The following is a 6,198-nucleotide window of genomic DNA, read 5'->3' on the forward strand; positions in this document are numbered from 1 at the left end:
GTATTATATTCTTTCTTGTATTTTGTTTATTTCCCTTTGTATTTCGATAGTTTCAGTATCGTTTGGCTATCGGTGTCGTTATCATTGAGCAATTGGGATAGGGAAATATGTCTGTTTTCGTCCATGTAGGCAGAGACGATGCGCCAGCCTACCCACCTGCCGGCTCTTCCCGGAGCTTCCTGTATGAGGGTTGAGGTAAATGGGGCAGGGTTGATGTATTTGCTTTTGGTGATGGTATTTGTCGAATAGAGGTCTTGTTGCGTGAGTATCCGGTCCCAAATAACGGGTTCGTTCTGGGTTAGCCATTCGGCTTGTTGCGGAGTGTATCCTAATATTTGTTCTACCGGAGTATCGGGAAGGAGTTGCTGGGCGGCATATAGTATCTTGCCTTCATATATCATATTGTCGAGCAGTGTTTCTACCGGGGCATGGTGATGGGGAAACTCGCTGTATAGCCATACTTGCGCCAACCCCGGGATGATGTATTCGGGAGATTTGGTTGCGAGCTGGTATTCGTAGAATGTATTTGTGTATGGCGGATAATCTTTTCCCAAAAAGTTGTCTAATGCGATAGATATGATGCTGTCGGTGACGATATAAGATTGATTGAACCCTGAGACATGAGTGTAGATGTGGGGCAGAGATTTGTCGGGAAATGCTTGTACAATCTGTTTTGACAGTGTGCCTAGTTCTTTTTCTATGGGTTTTGTATCGGCAAATTTTGTTTCGGTATCGGCATATATCTGCCGTATGTTTTGGTTTGACAGGAATCTTTTCAGTCCGGATACGGGATAGGATGAGTCTGCCGGGGACAGATTCAGGACTCCTTGGCAATATATGTCTAAGAATCCGGAATATTTTTTTAGGAAAGCTTCTTGTAAGGCTGTGTCTGATTGGGTTTCGAAAGCATCTGTCAGTTCTTTGTCGAAGCGTATGATGTCTACCGGTTTTATTGAGCCGGAGCCGTTGTGCCGACAGCCGATACAGAATAAAATCAGAAACAAAAGGAGGTATGTTGAGCAGCTTTTAATGTTCATAGCTTTCCCCTTTTTGGTGATGAGATTTTTGTAAGTAAAATCCAGAATTACAAAAATAAGAATATTTTCGTAATTCTGGAAAGATTTTCTTATCCTTTTAGGATAAAAGGATTATGACAACAATCCAAATTGGAGGTAATGGTTTAGTGACTGTATCATCTGTTGTGTCCTGCCTTGAATAGCTTTTAAGTAGCTCATTATTATAGGGAGTGTGAAATTTAGGATTTTTGTATACCTTTGCAACCGTCAATAAAATATTAATCTCCCAATAATTGCCTGTATGTTGTAATTAGGTATAGAGTTTTAAATTTATACAGAAGCTTATATTGGTAGTTGAGTATAGTTATAGACATTGAGTCTTCAGCTAATAGTTACACGCTGTTCATTATTAAATTAAAAAAATATGAGAAGAAAAATAGCATTACTATTAATAACAATCTTTGTGCTTTTTGCGAGTTATGGGCAACGCATACCCAAAAAAATAGAAAAAAAATATCAAGAAGTAGAATTATTTCAAGAAGCAGGTTATAAACGATACAAAGTAAAAAATAATGGCAGATGGGGACTATTAGATGACAAAGGTAATGAAGTTCTGTCATGCTGTTTCGATTGGTTGTATATTAGTTCTACATATGCTGGAGAAAATAGTACTTTTTATATAGTAACAAAGCTTGATGGCAAGGAGGGTTTGTATGATATAAATGGGAAAAAAATATTTCCTTTTATTTACAAGTCTGCATCTTTAAGATATGAGCAAGACTCGAAAACGTTTTATGTAGCGGTAAAGAAAGATGAGAAATATGGAATCTGCCAAATGGACGGTAAAGAGATTATTCCATGTATCTATGAACAAGCATTCATAAAATTTGATAAGGATTCGAAATATTTGTACGCGCAAGTAAAAAATGGTGGGAAATATGGAATTTGTCAAATGGACGGTAAAGAGATTATCCCATGTATCTATGAACAAGCATTCATAAAATTTGATAAGGATTCGAAATATTTGTACGCGCAAGTAAAGAAGGAAGGAAAATATGGGATTTGTCAAATGGATGGTAAAGGAATTATCCCATGCATTTATGAACAAGCATATGTGAGTTTTGATAAGGATTCGAAATATTTGTACGCGCAAGTAAAGAAGGAAGGGAAGTATGGGATTTGTCAAATGGATGGCAAAGAGATTATCCCATGTATATATGAAAATGTATATGTTTCTTCAACGACTGAAGGCATACCTTATATAAAGATTAGCAATAATAGCAAGTGGGGATTATGTAATCTCAGTGGCAAAATACTGGTTCCGTGTAAATATGAACAGACTCGCTTAGAATATATAAAAGAATCTAATTTCTATTATGTTATTGTCAGTGATAAGGAGAAATATGGGATTTGTACATTAAATGGAATAGAAATTGTTCCATGTATTTACGAGTATGTAGAAATACAGCGTGAAGAGACGAATGGTTTATTATATGTGTTAAAGAATCTGAATGGAAAAATAGGAATATCTAATATTAGTGGAGATGAAATAATCCCATGTCAATACAACTATGTAAGTATGTCTTATGATGAAGAAGCAAAGTCTAATTATTATTTTGCGATAAATAGTGATGATAATGTTTATTCTATTAAACATTTCAATCTTTTGGGAAATTTGATATATGAGAAAACATTAAAGAAATCTCAGTCAAATACGGTCAACTATAAATCTAAGCAGCATGAAGAATTGTCAAAATTGGAAAAAACAGCTATTATTTTGCGAATATTGGCACAAGGAATGCAAAGTATGAACAGCTATATGAATACATATTCAAGTGGAAATATTTATTTACGTCCCGATAGTCCTTCTTATTCCCGTCAGAAACAAACATGTTCTTTTTGTCATGGAACAGGATATAATCCAGGAAAAGAAAGACCGCCTTTTTATTCCTATAGCGATGACCCTATGACGGGAAGTTGTGAAATATGTGATGATAAATCGAATCATTATCATAAATCATGTCCATCATGTAGAGGAAAGGGATATAAGTAATGTATCAAAGGATGTCTATATCGTATTAAAGGACGAAGAATGATTGTATATTTAACCTCAATAAGATTATTTATCAATTAAATCAACCACCATATAGGTATGTTTGATTTAATTGATTATAATTCAGCTCCCGTATTTGGTGTTTGATTCAACTTTGGTATTTCTGTTATTTCTCCCCATTCATTCATTTTCTTCCTGAATCAGTTTCATGCGGTGCACCGCCTATTTTGAAATCAAATTTTCTGTTCTCATTCTGTTATGGAGTAGATGGGATATTGATTTTTAAAACTTTGGTTAAACTCTGATGAATAGAGTTTACCTTTGACTGAATAAGCAAGAATTTTAGATTATTTCCACATATGAGAAGTAGCATTTGACTAAGTTTACAAATTCGGACGTCTTACAGTTTTGTTTTTTTACTTTTTAACAGTTTGAGGTTTCTTGAAAATCATGTATATTTTGTTTGGGGCAAGATGTAGAATGGGTTTTGATACAGTTATGTATTGTTTATGATTTTATGTATCACACCATTTTTCCACAATTTTAAACACTTTGGGGATAAGTTTTTTGCTATATTTGGTTACCTTTGTAGCTTTAAACATAATGGTTGTATAGCTTTAGACTATATTTAAGTGGAATGCTCCGCATAGGATAGAAAGCGATATATTATATTCTATTTTGAAGATAATGAGAGATATAGCTAATAAATATGCATTTGTTATTATTCTGATAATAGTTTCTTTATTTTCGTTTGGCCTTCAGGCTAAAGATAATAAGTTTGTGCTTGTTATCGATGCCGGTCATGGAGGTAAAGACCCGGGGGCTATCGGGGCTCGTATCAAGGAGAAGAATATAAATCTGGGTATCGCCTTGAAATTGGGGGCTTTGATACAGGCCAATCATCCGGATGTCAAAGTTGTATATACTCGTAAGAAGGATGTCTTTGTGGAGTTACAGGAGAGGGCGGCTATAGCCAATCGGGTAAAGGCTGATTTGTTTATTTCAATCCACACGAATTCTGCCGGGAGCAAATCGGCTTATGGGACTGAGACTTACACTTTAGGTCTGGCGCGTACGGAGGAGAATCTCCGGGTTGCCAAAAGGGAGAATTCAGTGATTTTGCTTGAAGATGATTTTTCTACTCGTTATGAAGGTTTTGACCCCCGTTCTACAGAATCGTATATCATGTTTGAATTTTTGCAGGATAAGCATATGGAGCAGAGTATAAATTTTGCTTCGTTGATACAAACTCAGTTTAAGCGTTCGGCCGGGCGTATCGACAGAGGAGTAAGACAGGCCGGTTTTCTGGTGTTGCGTAATACGGGAATGCCGAGTGTCCTGATTGAGGTCGGGTATATTTCGAATGCTGCGGAGGAGAGATTTCTGGGTTCGGAAGACGGCCAGCGGAAAATGGCAAAGTCTATATTCAATGCGTTTTGCAATTATAAGTCAGACTTTGATCGTAAAATGGGGCGTGCTGTCGTAACGCGGAATATCTTACCGGGAGGAAAGGGAACATCCAAGGTTATAGCTAAGGCTGATAAGCCGAGTATACAGGATGTACAAGTGGAATCGGCAGCTCCTGAACAGAAAATAGAAAATGTTGTTTCTAGTGATGAGGGGCAATTGGTTTATAAGATACAATTTATGACATCTCCTTCAAAATATGGAGCGAATTCTTCTTATTATAAGGGCTTGCATCCTGTTTCATGTTATAAAGAGGGAGGTTTATATAAATATACGTATGGAGAAAGCACGTCGAAAGCTGAGATTCAGAAGAAGTTGCCCGGTGTAAGAAAACTGTTTAAGGATGCTTTTATTGTGACGTTTAGGAATGGAAAGAAAGTAAAATAAACAGCAAGGCGAGAGCAGAGGCTCAGACTTATTTGAAGACTATGCCGAGCCACCGCGTTTATTGAAATGAAATTAAAATAGAAAGAGAACAAAATATGAAGAAGATATTTTCTAAAGAAGTAGTGATAGGCCTCTCTGTAATAGTGAGTGTGGTAATATTAGTAATGGTAATCAATTTCCTGAAGGGTATAAATCTGATGAAGCCGGCTAATTATTATTATGTAGAATATAAAAATGTCAATGGTCTTACGGTTTCTACTCCGGTTCTTATCGATGGATTTAAAGTAGGTCTGGTGCGGTCGATAGAGTATAATTATGATAAACCGGGGAGTGTGATAGTAGAGATAAGTCTGGATAATAAACTAAAGGTCCCTACCGGAAGCAAGGCTCTATTGAAGGTGGACTTTCTGGGGACAGCTACGATCGATTTGCAGTTGAACAAATATGTGAGCACTCACCATACGGCAGGAGATGTAATTATCGGGGAGAATGCTCCGGATATGCTGGGTAATATACAGAGTGAAATGTTGCCTCAAATAACGTCTATGTTGCCAAAACTCGATAGCATACTGACCGGTGTACAGGCATTGGTAAGCGACCCGGCTCTCCGGTCTTCATTACAGCGTATCGACCATATTACTGCTAATCTTGAAACTTCTACCGAGCATCTGAACCGCTTATTGGGACAAGATATGCCGGTTATTGTAAGGAATGTGACGGAGGTGACGAACCATGTAGATACATTTACAGGGAAACTTAACCGGCTGGAGTTGGAGAAAACTTTGGCATCGGTAGATTCTACTGTGACGAACTTACAGGAAGTGTCGGCCAAGCTGAAAAATCCGAATAGTACTTTGGGATTGTTATTGAACGACGGTGCATTATATGATGGGCTGGTGAATACGGTGGGAAGTGCAGATTCTCTCTTGATAGATTTGCGAGAAAATCCGAAACGTTATGTGCATTTCTCACTCTTCGGGAGGAAAAAATAATAAAATTTATTATTTAGATTGGTTCTAAATAGTAATATTTTTGGAACATATATTGTAAAATCTTTGTAAGTGGCTATATTCAGGCTGAAAGGAAATGGATATGTCTGTTTCCGTAAATGAAGGGGAATTTTAGGTGTCTCTGTAATTTGTTGGTATACAGTAGACTTTTAGATTGAAAGTATAGCTATAAAAGCCGTGAAGAAATAAAAAATTAAACTGCTGAAATACAGTATTTTATTTTCTTTCCATAAAAAACAAGTAAAAAGCGATTTGTTTTTCAAAA

General features: G+C 36.6%; 4 protein-coding genes. 3 read left to right on the forward strand and 1 reads right to left on the reverse strand.

Annotated features, from left to right (window positions below; all coding sequences use genetic code 11):
* Positions 1–26: 26 nt before the first annotated feature.
* Entirely contained in the window at positions 27–1,037 is a 1,011-nt protein-coding gene (gene gldB, locus Cop2CBH44_RS16395) for a gliding motility lipoprotein GldB (protein ID WP_055100025.1), read from the reverse strand.
* A 403-nt stretch (positions 1,038–1,440) separates the two neighbouring features.
* Between gldB and Cop2CBH44_RS16400 the strand changes: the two genes are divergently transcribed.
* The 3 genes from Cop2CBH44_RS16400 to Cop2CBH44_RS16410 all read left to right on the forward strand — a co-directional run bounded on the left by Cop2CBH44_RS16400 (position 1,441) and on the right by Cop2CBH44_RS16410 (position 5,915).
* On the forward strand, positions 1,441–3,069 hold the full coding sequence (locus tag Cop2CBH44_RS16400) for a WG repeat-containing protein (RefSeq protein WP_200755258.1): 1,629 nt from the start codon (positions 1,441–1,443) through the stop codon (positions 3,067–3,069).
* Between the two features lie 687 nt (positions 3,070–3,756).
* Positions 3,757–4,923 (forward strand): N-acetylmuramoyl-L-alanine amidase family protein, encoded by a 1,167-nt coding sequence (locus tag Cop2CBH44_RS16405; protein ID WP_021931752.1) that lies wholly within the window; start codon positions 3,757–3,759, stop codon positions 4,921–4,923.
* Positions 4,924–5,018: 95 nt separating this feature from the next.
* The gene (locus tag Cop2CBH44_RS16410) at positions 5,019–5,915 is read left to right on the forward strand and encodes an MlaD family protein (protein ID WP_021931753.1); all 897 of its coding nucleotides are present in this window, start codon (positions 5,019–5,021) and stop codon (positions 5,913–5,915) included.
* Positions 5,916–6,198: the final 283 nt, after the last annotated feature.

It is taken from the genome of Coprobacter secundus subsp. similis (assembly GCF_015097275.1).
Taxonomy (GTDB): Bacteria; Bacteroidota; Bacteroidia; order Bacteroidales; family Coprobacteraceae; genus Coprobacter; species Coprobacter secundus.